The sequence below is a fragment of the Pseudarthrobacter siccitolerans genome, from assembly GCF_030823375.1.
Lineage (GTDB): Bacteria > Actinomycetota > Actinomycetes > Actinomycetales > Micrococcaceae > Arthrobacter > Arthrobacter siccitolerans_A.
The window spans coordinates 3800773-3816912 of record NZ_JAUSXB010000001.1 but is presented as its reverse complement, the minus strand read 5'-3'; the positions used below and the strand labels follow the sequence as shown (position 1 = coordinate 3816912).

At 65.8% G+C, this 16140-nt stretch carries 13 protein-coding genes; 3 read left to right on the top strand and 10 right to left on the bottom strand.

Annotated features, from left to right (window positions below):
- Positions 1-33 precede the first annotated feature (33 nt).
- The 3 genes from QFZ36_RS17800 to fdhA form a co-directional block, all read right to left on the bottom strand.
- Complete coding sequence (locus QFZ36_RS17800) at positions 34-951, bottom strand: serine hydrolase (protein WP_306638329.1); 918 nt, start codon at positions 949-951, stop codon at positions 34-36.
- A 188-nt stretch (positions 952-1139) separates the two neighbouring features.
- Entirely contained in the window at positions 1140-1490 is a 351-nt protein-coding gene (locus QFZ36_RS17795) for a GNAT family N-acetyltransferase (RefSeq protein ID WP_306638328.1), read from the bottom strand.
- 116 nt (positions 1491-1606) lie between these two features.
- A complete protein-coding gene (gene fdhA / locus QFZ36_RS17790) occupies positions 1607-2824 on the bottom strand; it encodes a formaldehyde dehydrogenase, glutathione-independent (RefSeq protein WP_306638327.1) in 1218 nt (405 codons plus the stop codon).
- 350 nt (positions 2825-3174) lie between these two features.
- On the opposite strand from fdhA, the gene QFZ36_RS17785 reads away from it, so the two are divergent.
- Positions 3175-3504, top strand: coding sequence for a DUF6457 domain-containing protein (locus tag QFZ36_RS17785; RefSeq protein WP_306638326.1), 330 nt, complete (start codon positions 3175-3177; stop codon positions 3502-3504).
- A 127-nt stretch (positions 3505-3631) separates the two neighbouring features.
- Here the strand turns inward: QFZ36_RS17785 and QFZ36_RS17780 are convergent, their stop codons facing one another.
- Complete coding sequence (locus QFZ36_RS17780) at positions 3632-5959, bottom strand: FdhF/YdeP family oxidoreductase (RefSeq protein WP_306638325.1); 2328 nt, start codon at positions 5957-5959, stop codon at positions 3632-3634.
- A 258-nt stretch (positions 5960-6217) separates the two neighbouring features.
- Here QFZ36_RS17780 and QFZ36_RS17775 point away from each other — a divergent pair, with 258 nt between their 5' ends.
- Together QFZ36_RS17775 and QFZ36_RS17770 are read left to right on the top strand one after the other, a co-directional pair.
- Positions 6218-7921 carry a RecQ family ATP-dependent DNA helicase gene (locus QFZ36_RS17775; protein WP_306638324.1) on the top strand — a complete coding sequence of 568 codons (1704 nt, stop codon included), beginning with the start codon at positions 6218-6220 and terminating at the stop codon, positions 7919-7921.
- Between the two features lie 53 nt (positions 7922-7974).
- Complete coding sequence (locus QFZ36_RS17770; RefSeq protein ID WP_306638323.1) at positions 7975-9177, top strand: TerC family protein; 1203 nt, start codon at positions 7975-7977, stop codon at positions 9175-9177.
- Between the two features lie 90 nt (positions 9178-9267).
- On the opposite strand, the gene eda is transcribed toward QFZ36_RS17770, so the two are convergent.
- The 6 genes from eda to QFZ36_RS17740 form a co-directional block, all read right to left on the bottom strand.
- On the bottom strand, positions 9268-9894 hold the full coding sequence (gene eda, locus QFZ36_RS17765; RefSeq protein ID WP_306638322.1) for a bifunctional 4-hydroxy-2-oxoglutarate aldolase/2-dehydro-3-deoxy-phosphogluconate aldolase: 627 nt from the start codon (positions 9892-9894) through the stop codon (positions 9268-9270).
- On the bottom strand, positions 9887-11275 hold the full coding sequence (locus QFZ36_RS17760) for a mannitol dehydrogenase family protein (RefSeq protein WP_306639264.1): 1389 nt from the start codon (positions 11273-11275) through the stop codon (positions 9887-9889). The genes eda and QFZ36_RS17760 overlap by 8 nt, the downstream gene beginning before the upstream one ends.
- Before the next feature lie 65 nt (positions 11276-11340).
- Complete coding sequence (locus QFZ36_RS17755) at positions 11341-12306, bottom strand: sugar kinase (RefSeq protein ID WP_373427088.1); 966 nt, start codon at positions 12304-12306, stop codon at positions 11341-11343.
- Positions 12307-12341: 35 nt separating this feature from the next.
- Entirely contained in the window at positions 12342-13553 is a 1212-nt protein-coding gene (gene manD, locus QFZ36_RS17750; protein WP_306638320.1) for a D-mannonate dehydratase ManD, read from the bottom strand.
- A gap of 94 nt (positions 13554-13647) precedes the next feature.
- Entirely contained in the window at positions 13648-14673 is a 1026-nt protein-coding gene (locus QFZ36_RS17745; protein WP_306638319.1) for an L-idonate 5-dehydrogenase, read from the bottom strand.
- Positions 14670-16091, bottom strand: coding sequence for an MFS transporter (locus QFZ36_RS17740; RefSeq protein WP_306638318.1), 1422 nt, complete (start codon positions 16089-16091; stop codon positions 14670-14672). Before QFZ36_RS17740 ends, QFZ36_RS17745 begins: the two co-directional genes overlap by 4 nt.
- Positions 16092-16140: the final 49 nt, after the last annotated feature.

The following is a 16140-nucleotide window of genomic DNA, read 5'->3' as shown; positions in this document are numbered from 1 at the left end:
CACCCGCGCGGGCGTTAACGACTTTGATGACCCCTAGGACGCGTTGTTCCCCGCCTGGACAGGAGGAAAGAGGGCCTTTTCCACAACCCCGGTCAGCTCCCTGATGACCTCTGCCTGCCCGTCATCTTCCGTACCGTCGGCATTCTCCGTGTAGATCACCAGCACAAAGGTGGAACCACGGTAGGCCAGGACCGCGGCATCGTGGAGTTCGCCGTCGATTTCCCCGTATTTGTGGAACACCTCAATGCCGGCCTGGGAGCCTCCCGGGATGAGTTCCTCGTTGTTGGTGTCCTGCATGTAGCTCAGCAATTCGGCCGTGTTGTCCCGGTTCAGCAGGTCCCCGGCATATAACTGCTTCAGGACCAGGGCCATCTCGGCGGGGGTCAGGAGGTTCTCCTCCGGGTCGTAGGTCACGCCGATGGATGCAGCGTATTCAATCAACTCCTGATAGCCCACAGCATCCATCAGCAGCAGCCACGAATCGTTGTTGCTCTCGTTGATCATGGCTTGGAGCTGGAACGCCGCGTCGTAGTCCCCCAGCGGGTCGTCCAGGGCCGCCTCGCCGGTTTCCACCAGGTGGTAGTAGGCGGCGGCAGTGATGATCTTCGCCGTGCTGGCGGCGGTGAAGTCCTCCTGGTCGCCGAACGTGAGCGCGGCGTCACCGGAAATGTCGGCCAGGGCCAGTCCGATCCGGTACTCCGAATTCTCATCGAGGAGGGACTGGATTTTGTCCTCCAGGGAATCCGGGGCTACAGCCACCGGAGCCTCGGGAGCAGCTGCCGGAACCGGGCCGGGTGTGCCACCGGGCGGTCCTGACCTCACGATGGCCAAAACAACGACGGCGGCGATCACCAGCGCCACGGCGGTGAACAGCAGGGCCAGCCTCTTCCGCGCATGGCGGGGCGCAGGGATAGCCTGGCGCGCCGCACGCATCTTTTGGTCCACCGACATAGGGCTCCTGTCCCGACTCAACAATCCGATCCGCATCCTGCGGGCCCCAGTGCACGCGATGCGATGCTGATTAGATCATTGAAGTTTGGGAGCTGCCTGTAAGGCATGCGGAATCGGCGGATCTGTCGCTCCGTGATCCGCACCCGCTTATGGTCGTGGCGCCGCCGAACCCCGGGGTGCAATGACCGTTAGCGGGTGCGGGCAGCCAATGCCGTGTCCAGGAACTCCAGGTGGGCCGGGGCGACGGGGACTATGCTCTCCGCGTATTCCGGGTGCTTAGTGAGGAATTTCTTGATGAAGGGGCAGACCGGAACGATGCCCAGCCCCGCACCGACCGTCTCGTCCAGGGCCGCCGTCGCGAGCTGGCCTGCCAAACCCTGGCCGCCGTATTCCTCATTGATCACGGTGTGGTAGAAAATCCGCTGTGGTGAGCCCCCGCCGTCGTACTCCTTGTACGCTGCCTTGCCGATCACGTTCCCGGTGTCGAGGATTTCGAAGCGCTCGCGGCCGGCGTTGTGGCGGACGGTGATGTCACTCAAGGGGACTCCTTCAATGCGGTGTGTGGCTGTTCTTCCAAAGCCTAACCCGGCCCGGGTTGCCCTTATTTCCGCATCCAGTTTCCTTGAAGAACCACCGTCCGCCGTGCCCTACCGCCTTAGCTCAGGTAACCGTTCGGATTGAGCACATACTTGGTGGCCGCACCGGCATCGAATTCTGCGTAACCCTTCGGCGCTTCCTCCAGCGTGATGGGCTTGGCATTCACGTTCTTTGCGATGCTGACCCGGTCATTGAGGATGGCCATCATCAACTGCCGGTTGTACTTCATCACCGGGCACTGGCCCGTTGTGAAACTGAGGGATTTGGCCCAGCCGGTGCCCAGGCTGAGGCTCAGCGCGCCCTTCTTGGCGGCCTCGTCAATCCCGCCCGGGTCACCGGTGACGTAGAGGCCTGGGATGCCCAGGGCACCGCCGGCCGCAGTGATCTCCATCAGCGAGTTCAGCACAGTGGCGGGAGCCTCCTCTGCGTTCTTTCCATGACCATGTCCCCGGGCCTCGAATCCCACCGCATCCACGCCGCAGTCCACTTCGGGTACGCCCAGGATCTGTTCGATCTGCTCCGCCGGGCCGCCCTGGCTCAGGTCCACGGTTTCGCAGCCAAAGCTGCGTGCCTGCGCCAGCCGGTCCGCGTTGAGGTCCCCCACAATCACGACGGCGGCGCCCAGCAGCTGAGCGCTCGTTGCCGCTGCGAGGCCCACAGGACCAGCGCCCGCCACATAAACGGTGGACCCGACACCGACCCCGGCGCTGATGGCGCCGTGGAACCCGGTGGGGAAAATGTCCGACAGCATGGCCAGGTCGAGGATCTTCTCCATGGCCCGGTCCTTGTCCGGGAATTTCAGCAGATTCCAGTCGGCGTATGGCACCAGGACGTAGTTGGCTTGGCCGCCCACCCAGCCGCCCATGTCCACGTAGCCATAGGCGCTGCCCGGCCGGTCCGGGTTTACGTTCAGGCAAATACCGGTCTTGCGTTCCTTGCAGTTCCGGCACCTGCCGCAGGCAATGTTGAACGGCACCGAGCAGAGGTCGCCGACTTTGATGAACTCAACGTCGCGGCCCACCTCCACCACCTCGCCGGTGATCTCGTGGCCCAGCACCAGATTCGGCGGTGCGGTGGTGCGGCCGCGCACCATGTGCTGGTCCGAGCCGCAGATGTTGGTGGCCACGGTTTTGAGGATCACACCGTGGTTGACCGCGCGCCCCACGTTCGCCGGGTTCACGCCGGGCCCGTCCTTGAGTTCGAAGCTGGGGTAATCGATATCGATTACTTCGACCTTGCCTGGTTCCTTGTAGGCAACGGCTTTGTTCCCTGTCATTTGTTTCTCCTGTAGTCAGGCCGGCCCGGTAGGGCGGCCGTGATCCTGGGTAGGTGAAGTACCCCTGCAGGGTCCTGCTTCGATCGACAGGCAACTTCCATGTTGCGAGTGATCCGATGCCGAACGTTCTCGTGCCGGCTTGGCTTGAGCCGGCTGATCTTGCCGAGGCTCCTGGGCTGGGGTCCGCCCAGTCTAGGCAGGGGCCGGTGGCAGTGCCAGAGTCGGAAGGGAGCTGCTCTACCCTCTTTGCGATTAGGGGTTTTAGGGGCCCGATGACTTCCGCGGCGAAGCCTTGTAGTGTCAGCACCGGAAACAGCGAGTTGCGGCCAATGTTGACGAAGGAGCAGACCATGGCAGTCAGTGACGACGAAGCACAGGTCCTGGACCAGTGGAGCAACAGGCTTGCCCAGGCGCTGCAGATCCTGGACCTTAAGGTGGACAACGAGCTGCTCCTTGACCTGGCCCGGAGGTCCGCCGACTCCGTGATCCACCCGGCCGCGCCGGTCACCACCTTCCTGGTGGGTTACGCCGCGGGCCTGGAGGCCGGGACCGGGAGCGCCGGGTCAAGGGAAGCATCCAGCGCGGCGGTGGCACGGGCAGCGGGCATTGCCTTCGGCCTCTGCGAGGACGGGCACGACGGCGGCCCTGCGGGCAAGGGCTGGGCTGATACCGCCCAGTAACGGCGGGCCGGTGATTGAGCCTGTCGAAATCCACCCCGGTGATTGAGCCTGTCGAAATCCACCCCGGTGATTGAGCCTGTCGAAATCGAGCCCGCAAAAGCGCAGGTTCGGCAGGCCCAACGACCCGCTATCCCGCGGCCGTTGGCTCCTCTTCCAGCACCAGCAACGGCTCGAGCTTCACGATCACGGCCTTGGAGGCCGGCGTCTGGCTGCCCTCGGCCACGCTTTCCAGGGGAACCAGGACGTTGGCCTCGGGATAGTAGGCGGCGGCGCACCCGCGGGCGGTGGGGTAGGACACCACCCGGTACTTTCGCAGGACGCGCTCCGCGTTGTCCGGGTAGACGCCCCAAATGTCCACATGCTGCCCGTCCTCAAGCCCGAGTTCGGTGAGGTCCGCCGGGTTCACGAACACCACTTCCCGGCCCTTCTTGATGCCGCGGTACCGGTCGTTGTGGCCGTAGATGGTGGTGTTGAACTGGTCGTGTGAGCGGATGGTCTGCAGGATCAGGGTACCGGCCGGCCGCTCCACATGTTCGAGTTCATTAACGGTGAGCATGGCCTTGCCGGTGGGGGTGTTGAATGTTCGCGAGTCCCGGGGCCCGTTGGGCAGGACGAAGCCGCCCTCCTGCCGGATCTTCCGGTTGTAGTCCTCGCAGCCCGCCACCACATGGGAAATGTGGTCCCGGATCAGGTCGTAGTCCTTTTCGAAGCCGGCCCAGTCGGCCCCGATCCGGTCCCCGAGCACACGCTGCGCGAGCCGGCTGACGATCGCCACCTCGGAGAGCAGCCCCGGCGCCACCGGATCAACCGTGCCGTGCGAAGCGTGCACGGCACAGACGGTGTCCTCCACGGACACGAACTGCGGGCCGGACTCCTGCCGGTCGATCTCGGTGCGCCCGAGCGTGGGCAGGATCAAAGCCTCGGCTCCGGTCACGGCGTGGGAGTGGTTGAGCTTGGTGGAGACCTGGACGGAAAGCTCGGTGTTTTCCATCGCCGCCTCGGCGGCACGGGTGTCGGACATGGCTCCGACAAAGTTGCCGCCAACGGCCATGAATACCTTAATGCCGCCGTCGCGCATCTGCCGGATGGTTTCCACCGCGTCTGCCCCGTGCTCCCGGGGCGGATCAAAGCTGAATTCCCTGCCCAGTGCGTCCAGGAAAGCGGGCGGCATCTGCTCCCAGATGCCCATGGTCCGGTCCCCCTGGACATTGCTGTGCCCACGGATTGGCGAGGCGCCGGCACCGGGTTTGCCGATGTTGCCACGGAGCAGCAGCAGGTTGATGATCTCCTTGATGGTGGCCACGGCCTTTTTGTGCTGCGTGATGCCCATGGCCCAGGTGATAATCACCTTGTCCGCACGGAGGTAGCGGTCCGCCAGTTCGTCGATCTCCTCCGAGCGCAGCCCTGTGGCCTCAAGGACGGCCGCTTCGTCCAGCATGGCAAGATGTGCCTTCAGTTCCTCAAGCCCCTGGCAGTGTTCCGCCAGGAACTGATGGTCCAGCACGGTTCCCGGCGCCGCAGCCTCGGCGTCCAGGACCCGCTTGGACACGGCCTGCAGCAGCGCCATGTCCCCGCCCAGCCGGATCTGCAGGAACTGGTCGGCCAGGTCCGTGCCGTGCCCGATTATGCCCTTCACCCGCTGCGGGTTCTTATAGCGCATCAGGCCCGCCTCGGGCAGCGGGTTGACCGCCACGATCTTGGCGCCCGCGTCCTTGGCTTCCTCCAGGGCGGTGAGCATCCGGGGATGGTTGGTGCCCGGGTTCTGGCCCAGGATGATGATCAGGTCCGCTTTTTCAAAGTCGCTGTAGGAAACCGTGGCCTTGCCGACGCCGATGGTCTGCCCCATTGCCCAGCCGGAGGACTCGTGGCACATGTTGGAGCAGTCCGGCAGGTTGTTGGTGCCGTACCCGCGGATAAACAGCTGGTACAGGAACGCAGCCTCGTTGGAGGTACGGCCGCTGGTGTAGAAGGCAGCCTGGTCAGGGCTCGGCAGGGAGCTGAGCTTATCCGCGATGATGCGGAAAGCCTCGTCCCAGCCCACCGGCCGGTAATGGTCCTCGCCGGCGGGCTTGTACACGGGTTCGGTGAGGCGGCCCTGCATGCCCAGCCAGTACTCCGACCGCTCCCGGAGTTCGCTGACGGGATGCTCGGCCCAGAACTCCGAAGAAATGACTACCGGCGTGGCTTCCCAGGTGACTGCCTTCGCACCGTTTTCGCAGAACTCGAACGTCTTGCGGTGACCCGGGTCAGGCCACGCACAGCTCATGCAGTCAAACCCGTCCTTCTGGTTAAGCGCCAGCAGGGTTTTCCGCGACCGTTCCAGGCCCATGTGCTCCAACGCGGGCTTCATGGAGTGATAGACGCCGGGAACGCCGGCGGCCCAGGTCTTGGGGTGTCCGGTCACTTCAAGCGCCACCTCGTCGGCCTCTTCGACCTTCGGATTTTTGCGCGCCACGCTGCATCCTCCTTGCTTGGCCTGGTCCCGAAAATCCAGTCCAGAAAATCCAGGGCATGTGCGGTGGGACCAGTTGCTCCCACACTTGTTCAGGGTGACCGGGAAGTCAAGGACAGCAGCGCCGGATGTGCAGAACAAGGGCAGGGAGACTTGTCCACATAGCCGCGGACTCCGACGACGGCGTGTCCCGGCCGGGTTAGGCTGGTTACCTCGGCTGAAGCAAGCGGCCGCAGGATCCACAGTGCGGAGCAGCTCCCTATGTCCGACGATCGTGCCCTCGCCGCCCTGGCGGCGTCCTCCTTCTCCCTGCCCCACCTCCGCGATGGCCAGCTCGCCGGGATGACTGCCCTTGCCGGCGGCCGCGACGTCCTGGCGGTGATGCCCACCGGCTACGGCAAATCCGCCATCTACCAGGTCGCCGCCCTGCACCTGAAGAACACAACGGGACGGCCCGCCGTCGTGGTTTCACCCCTCATTGCCCTGCAGGAGGACCAGCTGGACGGGCTGTCCGGGGACCTGGGTGACGGAGCCGCCGTCGCCATTAACTCCTCCCACAGCGACTCCGAGCTGGACGCCGCGTGGCAGGCGGCGGAATCAGGGACGGCTGCCTTCCTGTTCCTCGCCCCCGAACAGCTCGCCAAGCAGGAAACCGTGGACCGGATCGCCGCGTTGGATATCTCCATATTCGTAGTCGACGAAGCTCACTGTGTCTCCTCCTGGGGCCATGATTTCCGCCCGGACTACCTCAACCTGGGCAACGTCCGCGAGCGCCTGGGCAACCCGCCGGTGGCTGCCCTGACCGCCACAGCATCCCCTCCCGTGCGCGATGAGATCGCGGAGCGGCTGGGCATGCAGGACCCGCTGGTCCTGGTCCGCGGCTTCGACCGGCCCAACATCAGCCTCGATGTGCTCCGGCACCAGGAGGACAAGGGCAAGCGGAAGTCCGTCCTCGAACAGGTGGCGGCGCTGGCCAGGGACCAGGGTCAGGGCCTGCTGTACGCCGCCACCCGCAAGGACACCGAAAAGTACGCGGCCAAACTGGGCAAGGAGGGACTCCGGGCGGAGGCCTATCACGCCGGCCGGTCAGCGGCCGACCGGGAGCGCATCCACGAGCTGTTCCTGGACGACCAGCTGGACGTGGTGGTCGCCACCACCGCTTTTGGCATGGGCATCGACAAGCCGAATGTGCGGTTTGTGGTGCACGCGGACATTCCTGAGTCGCTGGACGCGTACTACCAGGAGGTCGGCCGGGCGGGGCGCGACGGGGAGCCTGCCTCAGCCGTGCTGCACTACCGCGCCGAGGACCTGGGGCTGCGAAAGTTCTTCGGGACCCACTCCCCCGACCCGGACCGGCTGCTGGCCGTGCTCAAGGTCCTTAAGGCCGCGGGAGGGCCCGCTCCCAAAACGTCGGTGGCTGAACTGACCGGGTTCCCGGGGCGCCGCGTCACCGGCCTGGTGAACCAGCTGGAGGAGGCGGGCGCGGTCACCACAGGCAAGCGCGGCATCCGGCTCACCTCCAAAGCCAAGCTGCCCGCGCTGGTCCAGCGCGCCGTCGAACTGGCCGAGGCCCGGCAGCGCGTGGACCAGTCCCGGCTCACCATGATGCGTGCGTACGCGGAAACGGACAGTTGCCGGCGGCAGTTCCTGCTGGGCTACTTTGGCGAGGAGTTGCCGGACCCGTGCGGCAACTGCGACGCCTGCCATGAGGCCGCCAGCCAGGCGGATGGGCCTGGCCTCGCAAAGGGTATGCACGACGACGGCGGGCCGGGGTCCGGCGGGCAGGATTCCCCGAATGGGGACGAACCTTTCCCGTTGCAGTCCGCCGTGATCCACAAGGAGTGGGGTCCGGGGCTGGTGATGCGGCACGAGGACGATGTGATTACTGTCCTGTTCGAACAGGAGGGGTACAAGACGCTGTCCCGTACCGCCGTGGTGGAGCATGAGCTCCTCCGGCCTGCTTAGGTAAGCCTGCTGTCGATAGGCTGGGAGGACACTGACGACGAAAGGCCCGCCGCGTGGAAGTACCTTCTTATGTCTGGACGTTGACCATTGCAGGGATTGTTGGCCTGCTGGCTTTCGATTTCTTTTTCCATGTGCGGAAGGCACACACCCCGTCACTGCAGGAATCCGCCACCTGGTCCGCCATCTACGTCGGCATCGCGCTGGTCTTCGGGCTGGGCGTGCTGATGTTCGGCGGGCCCACGATGGGTACCGAGTACTTCGCGGGCTACGTCACGGAGAAGGCGCTCTCCGTGGACAACCTCTTTGTGTTCCTCATCATCATGGCCAGTTTCCGCGTGCCCCGCGCGGACCAGCAGAAGGTTTTGCTGTTCGGTATCGTGTTCTCGCTGATCGCCCGTACGGCGTTCATCTTCCTCGGTGCCGCGCTGATCAACAGCTTCGCCTGGGTGTTCTACATCTTCGGGCTCATCCTGCTCATCACCGCGGGCAACCTGCTGCGCCCCAACAGCCACGACGACGAGTCCGAAGGGCTGGTCGTACGGCTCGCCAAGAAGTTCCTGCCGGCATCGGAGCACTACGACGGCGACAAGCTCTTCACCCTGGAAAACGGCAAGCGCGTCCTCACCCCGATGCTCCTGGTGATGGTGGCTATCGGCGGTACGGACATCCTCTTCGCGCTGGATTCTATTCCGGCGATCTTCGGGCTGACGCAGAACGTCTTTATCGTCTTCACCGCCACCGCGTTCTCGTTGATGGGTTTGCGGCAGCTGTTCTTCCTGATCGACGGATTGCTGGACCGGCTGATCTTCCTTTCGTACGGGCTGGCAGTCATCCTGGGCTTCATCGGAGTGAAGCTCATCCTGCACGCACTGCACGAGAACACGCTGCCGTTCATCAACGACGGCGGCCACGTGAACGTAGTGGAAGTCAGCACCGAAGTCTCCCTGGGCGTGATCCTCGGCGTTCTGGTGGTCACGGTGCTGGCATCCATTTTCAGCCCCAAGGGCAAGGCCAAGAACGCCGTCTCCGGCGCCCGCCGGCACGCCGTGGAGTACCTGGACCTCAACTACGAGACGGACATGGTGGAGTGGGACAAGATCTTCGCCGCCATGTGCCGTGAGGAGAACCAGATCCGCAAGCTGCCCGAGAAGTACAAGAAGCTCATCCGCAACGAGACCGAGTTCCTGGACCTGCTGCGGTCAGCCCATGCAGAGCACGACAAGGCCCAGGTCCGGGCGTCCGCCGCGGAGGGCTGACGCGGTCCCCCACACGCACCCAACAGCGGTAGCGGCAACTGCCGTTCTGAAGCGTCAGAACGGCAGTTGCCGCTACTACTTTTGAATGAATTACAGCCCGAGGGCCGCGACCTCGCTGGCCAGGCTGGAAATCCTGCCCCAGTCCTTGGCCGCGACGGCGGACGCCGGAGTCAGCCAACTGCCGCCGACGCAGGAAACGTTGGGCAGTTTCAAGTAGTCGGGCGCCGTGCTGAGGCTGATTCCGCCGGTGGGGCAGAACTGGACGTGGGGAATAGGCGCGCCGATCGCCGCCAGGTAGTTGGGCCCGCCGGCCGGTCCCGCAGGGAAGAACTTCATGGAGTCCAGGCCACTTTCCAGGACCGCCATGACCTCCCCCACGGTGGCCACGCCGGGAAGTACCGGGACGTCCAGGCTGAGCATGGAGGTGAGCAGGGCGGGGGTTACCCCGGGACTCACCAGGAACTGCGCGCCTGCTGCCACGGCGTCGTCGGCCTGTGCGGGGGTGAGGATGGTTCCGGCACCCACCAGGATGTCCGGCACCTCGTTGGCGATCAGTTTGAGCGAGGTCAGGGCGGACTCGGTCCGGAGCGTAAGTTCGATGATCTTCACTCCCCCGTCGGCGAGGGCCCGGGCCAGCGGCACCGCGTCCTGGGGGTCGTCAATGGTGACCACCGGGATGACTGGTGAAATGCGCAGGACGCCGGATGCGTCAGCCATGATTGATCTCGTTTCCCAGGCCTTCCAGCCCGTCGGTCTCAAGGGTGCGGTACCAGTGCAGCAGCAGTTCGGTGAAACCCTCATGCTGTACCAGGTTCTGGTCGAAAATGGGGCGGAAACCCAACAGCGCAGGAACAACGGTGGCTGCCGTACGGGTCGCGGGCAGCGCGGCCTGAAGTTCTGCGGCCAGCGGATCGTTCAGGTCCGCCGGTGCTGCGGTGGCCACCCGGTGCATCCAGGCGGCAATTGCCAGGGCAGCCCATCGCGGCTGCCGCCCGGCGTCGAGCATCCCACTAATGGTGGGCAGCAGGCGCAGCCCGATCTTCTGGGAGCCGTCGCTGCCCACCTTGGCGGTGGTGTGGCCCAGGGCGGGGTTCGCGAAACGTGCCAGCACGTCGGCGCAGTACCGGTCGCCGTCCAGTTCGGGCGGCAGGGTGATGGTCGGAAGCGCTTCCTCCACCATCATGCTCCGGCAGGCGGTAAGGAAGAGGGGCTCGGCAACGGCGTCGCTGATGGTTTCCTTGCCGGCCACCAGTCCGAGGTAGGCCAGCATGGAGTGGCTGGCGTTGAGCAGGCGCAGCTTTGCCGCCTCCCAGGCGGCGACGTCGGAGCTGAACAGTGCACCGGCGTCCTCCCAGCGGGGGCGGCCGGCGGCAAAGTTGTCCTCGATGACCCACTGCCTGAAGGGCTCGGCCACTACGGCGGCTTCGTCCCGCAGGCCAAGTTCGCGTTCGACGGCGACAAGGTCGCCTTCGGTAGTGGCGGGGACCATCCGGTCCACCATGGTGCTGGGGAACGTGACGTTGCCTTTCACCCAGGCCAGCAGGGGTTCGCTTTCCACTGCCGGCAGGGCAGCCGCGAACCCACGGACCAGGGTGCCGGTCAGTTCGCCGTTGCCGGGCAGGTTGTCGCAGGACACCACGGTGATCGGCCCCGCGCCGCTGCGGGCCCGCCGCTGCAGGCCCCGGGCGATCTGGCCGACGACGGTCAGCGGAGGCCTCCCTGCCAGATCTGCCTGGACCTCCGGATCGTTACCGTTGAGGATGCCGGTGACGGGATCGAACCGGTACCCCTTCTCGGTGACGGTGAGGGTGACGATCCGGGTTGCCGGCGCTGCGATGCGGTCCACGACGTCCTGCGGGTTGTCCCGGCCGGAGATGGCTTCGACAATGCTTGAGACCACGCGCGCCGGTGCCGCACCATCGCCTCGTTCGGCCACCGTGAACAGCCCGTCCTGGGGTGCCAGCTGACGGGCCACCGTGTCCGAACGCTGGGTGACGCCGACGATCCCCCACTCAAAGTCACCGGAAGCCAGCATCGCGTCCTCGGTGAAGACCGCGGTGTGGGCACGGGCGAAGGCGCCAAGCCCGAGGTGGACGATTCCAGGCTGCAGCTTGTCCCGCTGCAGCGCGGCCTGCTGCCCGCCGGCCGAGAGCGTCGCGAGGTTCAGGCGTGCGATGACACGGCTCCTTCCACAGCGTTTGCCGCTTTTGCGGACGTGGCGGTCGCGGGGGTTCCAGTCGCGGCGTGCTTGCGGGTCTGCTCGAACGTCGGGATGAACCCTGTTCCGCCCTTGCCGCCCACCACCAGCGAGGATGCCGCTGCACCGTAACGGGCCGCCGTCGGGAAGCTGTCACCGAGCACCAGGCGGGCGGTCAGCGTACCCACGAAGGCGTCGCCCGCCCCGGTCTGGTCCACCACTGCCGGAGCCGGGACGGCAGGGATCCACGCGGAATCCCCGTCCCATTCCAGTTGGACGCCTTCCGCACCGCACGTGACGGCCACAAGTTCCGTACGCATGGAGCGGAGTCTGGCTGCCGCTTCCCGTGGTGTGGAAGTGCCCAGCAACATGCTGGTTTCGCCGGGAAAGGAGGGCGTGACCAGGAAAGCTTGCGGCGCCAGCTCGGCAAGCACCGCCGCCGCGTCCTCCACAGTGGTGAGGCGGGGACGGAAGTTGGGATCAAACACAAAGCGCCGGGCGAGGGAGGCGGCTTTGACGACGGCGGCGCGGGACGTCGTCGAAATGGCGCAGGCGATGCCGCCCGCCACCACGGCCCCCGCTGACTGGAAGACGCGGGGGTCGACGTCATCCGGGCCGAGCGAGGACCCGACACTGCCGTTGCGGGCGTAGGAGAATTCGCGCTGGCCTTCGGGGTCGCTGTGCACCAGGTAAACGCCCTGCTGCCCCTGGCGGTACTTCAGGAGGTCCGTGGAGATGCCCAGTTCCGCGATCCTGGCAGCAATCGACTGGCCCAGGTCGTCGTCGGTCAGCACGGCCAGCAGGCCCACGCTGGCGCCGGCCGCGGCTGACGCGGCTGCCACGTTGAGCGCGTCCCCCGAGATGCCCAGCTGCGCCGGGACGCCGTGGGCGAAGGGGAGGTCGGTGGCTACTTCGACGAGGATCTCCCCCATCACCACCACATCGAAGTTATCGTGCTTGGCGCCGTTCACCAGTCGTGCACCGATCCGTCGAGCCGGCGGTTGACCGGCAGGTATTTCGGGTCGAAGGGGAACCGCGCGGCGGCTTCCTCGTCGAACTCCACGCCGATGCCGGGTGCATCACCGGGGTGCATGTAGCCGTCGTTGAAGGTGTAGGAGGTCTTGAAGACCTCGCCGGCGGGATCCCTGTGGCCCATGTATTCCTGGATGCCGAAGTTGGGGATGCTCATGTCCACGTGCAGGGCCGCGGCGAAGGAGGCCGGAGAGAGATCACCGGCGCCATGCGAACCGGAGCGCACGCCGTACAGGTCGGCGAGGGAGAAGATCCGGCGCAAGTGCGTGATGCCGCCGGCGTGCGAGACGGAGGTGCGGATGTAGTCGATCAGCCGTTCGGTGATCAGCTGCTGGCAGTCCCAGATCGAGTTAAACACCTCGCCAACGGCGATGGGCGTGGTGGTGTGCTGGCGGATCAGGCGGAACGCGGACTGGTCCTCGGCCGGCGTCGGGTCCTCGATCCAGAAGGGCCGGTACTGCTCCAGCGAGGCGCCCAGCCGGCCAGCCTCGATGGGCGTCAGGCGGTGGTGCACGTCGTGCAGGACGTGCACGCCGTAGCCAAACTCTTCACGCACATGCGCCATCATTTTCGGCGCGAAGTCCAGGTAGGCCGTCGTCTCCCAGGTGTCCTCCTGCGGGACGTTGCCGCTGGCCGGCTCGTAGAGCTTGCCGTCCACGGGCGCGATCCCGTAGGTCTTCTCCAGTCCGGGCACGGCGGCCTGGGCGCGGATCGCCCTGTAGCCGAGGTCCAGGTGGTGCTGAAAGTCAGCGCTGAGGTCCTCCACAGTGGAACCGCTGGCGTGGCCGTAGACCATAACACCTTCGCGGGCCGCGCCGCCCAGGAGTTCGTAGACGGGCATGCCTGCGGCCTTGCCCTTGATATCCCACAGCGCGACGTCGATGGCGGCAATCGCAGTCATGGTCACCGGTCCGCGGCGCCAGTAGGCACCCTTGTAAAAGTACTGCCAGGCGTCTTCGATCCGGCGGGCGTCCCGGCCGATCAGCAGCGGGCAAAGGTGGTCGGCCAGGTAGGAGGCTACTGCCAGCTCGCGGCCGTTGAGGGTGGCATCGCCGATGCCGGTGATGCCGTCCTCGGTTTCGATAACGAGCGTGACGTAGTTCCGTCCTGGCGACGAAACCACTACCCGTGCGTCGGTGATCTTCACTGGTGGGTCCTTTTGTGTGTCGGGCATTGCAAGTAGGTAGCAGCAGATGGCGTTTTGAGCCCCCAGAACGCCATCTGCTGCTCCTTGGTTTGGGTCAGGAGAGGCGGAGCATAACCTTGCTGCTGCCGGCGGCAGGGTCCGCGGAGACCTGCATGGCTTCCGCGGCCTGGTCGATGCCGAACTTGTGGGTGATGACGGGTGAGACGTCCAGGCCGTCGGACATGGCCTTGAGCGCGTCGGTGATCTCGTCCGCGAACCGGTACGAGCCGATCCACGTGATTTCCCGCGTCACGAGATCCCCGAGGGCGGCCGGAGCCGGGGCTCCGGGCAGGTTGCCCACCTGGACGAGCGTGCCTCCCCGGGCGGTGGCCCGGAGGATGCCGCCCAGTACGGTGGGGATCCCCGTGGCCTCGAACACGAGCTCCACATCCTCCGGCAGCGTTGCTCCGTCGGATAAATTGCGGACCTCGTCGGCGCCCATGGCCTTTGCGATCCGCAACGAGGCATCGTTGATGTCCGTGGCGATGACGGTCCGTGCCCCGGCGTACCTGGCAGCCGCGACCACCAGGGAGCCGATCGGCCCGGCGCCGTTGACCAGCACGTCGCGGCCGGTCAGCGAACCCGCCCGGCCCACCGAGTGAAGTGCGACGGCGAGCGGTTCAGCAAGTGCCCCGCGCAGTGTGTCCACGCCGTCGGGAAGCGGACGGATCTGCGACGCGCGGACCAGCTTCCGTTCGCTGAAACCGCCGTCGGTGTGCGGATCGAAGGCTGCCGATCCGAAGTACCGGATCCGGGGGTACAGGTTGGTCCGGCCGCTGAGCCGTTCCGGCATGATCCCGTCCCCCACGAGTTCCGCGGGATGGACGGTGACCGGCTGGCCGACCTCGAGGTTTTCGACGCCGTCGCCCAGCTGGGCGATCCGGCCCGCCACCTCGTGGCCGAGGACGAGCGGGGACTTCAGCTGGGCGGTCCCGGAGGCGCCGTGGCGCCAGTAGGAAAGGTCGGAGCCGCAGATCCCGCCCCATTCGACGTCGAGGACAACCTCCCCCCGCCCGGCGACGGGCTCGGGGCGTTCGTCGATGCGGAGGTCGTTGGCACCGTGGACGACTACTGCTTTCATGCGGCGTCTTCCAGGCGGACCATGTCGCGGCCGCGGACTTCGGGGCCAACAACTGCGGCGAGCAGCGTGATCAGCGAGTAGCCGACGAGCATGGCGGCCAGCGGCCACCAGTGCCCGGTGACGGCAGTCAGCGTGGCGGCGAGGATCGGGCCGATGGCCGTGGCGAGGATCCCGCCGATTTCCTTGGCCAGGGCGAGTTGGGTGAAGCGGGGGCGGGCTCCGAAGAACTCGGCCATGGTGACGCTCTCCATCGAGAAGAGGCTGAGCACACCCAGGTTCAGGCCGGCCACGATCGCGATGGTGACGAGGGTCGGGTTGCCACTGGTGACCATGAGCATCATGGGAATTGCGAAGACGGCGGTGGTGGCGCTCAGGATGATGTACAGGGGCCGGCGGCCGAAGCGGTCGCCCAGGATGCCGACCAGCGGGATGGTGGCGAACCCGATGATCGAGCCAATCATGATGGCCGTTGTGCCGACGGACTTGTTCATGAGCAGGACCGTGACCAGATAGCCAATGAGGAAGGTCTGGATGAGGCCTGAGTTGCCGGCCTGTCCGAAGCGGAGGCCGAGTGCGATCAGGAAGGACTTGCCCTTGCGCTGGTGCAGCGCGGCTTCGATCGTGCCGGTGGACTCGGTCAGGTGCTTGGGCTGGTCTGCTTCGTTTGCTGCGGACGCGTTTAGTTCAGCGGCGAGGTCGCGCTTGGCGAGTGCGACGCCATCGACGACGTCCTCACGCTGTTCGAAGACCGGGCTCTCCTTGAGCGAGCGGCGGATCCAGACGGCGAAGATCATCAGCAGGAAGCTTGCCAGGAACGGCAAGCGCCAACCCCAGGTCAGCAGCTGGTCCTCGGAGAGTACCGCCACCAGGATGGCCCAGAGCGCGGTGGCGGCGAGGGTGCCGGAGTTGGTGCCGAGGCAGACGAGCGAGGAAATCAGGCCGCGGCGGCGGGCCGGGGCGTATTCCGCCAGCATCACGGTGGCGCCGGCGATTTCGGCGCCGGCACCGAAGCCTTGGATCAGTCGCAATGCCACGAGGAGGATGGGCGCCCAGATGCCCACCATGCCGTAGGTGGGCAGGACGCCGATGAGCGTGGTGGACGCACCCATCAGCGCGATGGTGATGAAGAGGACCTTCTTGCGGCCGATCCTGTCGCCCATGCGGCCAAAGTAGACAGCGCCCACGAGGCGGGCAACGTAGCCGACGCCGTAGGTCGCCATCGCAGCGATGAGGCCGATGACCGGGCTGACGTCAGGGAAAAAGATCTTATTGAAAACAATGGCCGCGGCCAGGGAATAAAGCTGAAAGTCCATGAATTCCATGGCGGTGCCCAACCAGCCGGAAACGGCCACCTTGGCCAGGTCCTTGGTGCTGCGGGACTCTGCCTTGGCAGTAGGGGGCGCGATGCTCTCGGTCATCTGTTGCTCCTTTGCAGGCGATGAAAAGGGGGTTTGGGGAGAGTGTGCT

Coding starts and splice junctions, on each gene's coding strand:
- eda (WP_306638322.1), bottom strand. CDS start 9,894: ATGGCTGACGCATCCGGCGTCCTGCGCATTTCACCAGTCATCCCGGTG.
- QFZ36_RS17800 (WP_306638329.1), bottom strand. CDS start 951: ATGTCGGTGGACCAAAAGATGCGTGCGGCGCGCCAGGCTATCCCTGCG.
- QFZ36_RS17775 (WP_306638324.1), top strand. CDS start 6,218: ATGTCCGACGATCGTGCCCTCGCCGCCCTGGCGGCGTCCTCCTTCTCC.
- fdhA (WP_306638327.1), bottom strand. CDS start 2,824: ATGACAGGGAACAAAGCCGTTGCCTACAAGGAACCAGGCAAGGTCGAA.
- QFZ36_RS17740 (WP_306638318.1), bottom strand. CDS start 16,091: ATGACCGAGAGCATCGCGCCCCCTACTGCCAAGGCAGAGTCCCGCAGC.
- QFZ36_RS17755 (WP_373427088.1), bottom strand. CDS start 12,306: ATGGGGGAGATCCTCGTCGAAGTAGCCACCGACCTCCCCTTCGCCCAC.
- QFZ36_RS17785 (WP_306638326.1), top strand. CDS start 3,175: ATGGCAGTCAGTGACGACGAAGCACAGGTCCTGGACCAGTGGAGCAAC.
- QFZ36_RS17745 (WP_306638319.1), bottom strand. CDS start 14,673: ATGAAAGCAGTAGTCGTCCACGGTGCCAACGACCTCCGCATCGACGAA.